This window comes from Pseudomonas sp. PS02290 (assembly GCF_029960075.1).
Taxonomy (GTDB): domain Bacteria; phylum Pseudomonadota; class Gammaproteobacteria; order Pseudomonadales; family Pseudomonadaceae; genus Aquipseudomonas.
Genome location: NZ_JASCOY010000264.1, coordinates 1 through 214 on the forward strand (window position 1 = coordinate 1; position 214 = coordinate 214).

Annotated in this window: 1 protein-coding gene; it reads right to left on the reverse strand. The window is 51.9% G+C overall.

The window, feature by feature from the left end; translation table 11 throughout:
• Window positions 1–214 (reverse strand): hypothetical protein (locus tag QMX88_RS29430; protein ID WP_282373750.1); only part of this gene is annotated, 214 nt, incomplete at both ends.

Consider the following 214-nt stretch of genomic DNA (forward strand, 5'->3'; position numbering starts at 1 on the left):
TGTCCGCTGGGATTAACCCAACCGTCAATTTCAAAATGTCGGAGTCATATGGCTTGCCATCTCGTTCAACTTGGTAGCTGACATCAATCGTCTTGCCGAGAACCGCTCCAATCATCGTCGCCGGAACATCGGATTCAACCGTTTCATCGGCTTCTCCCTTTCGCCACGGGATGATGCTGGCGATGTTGTTCCAGATGGGCTTGATGGTGTCGGT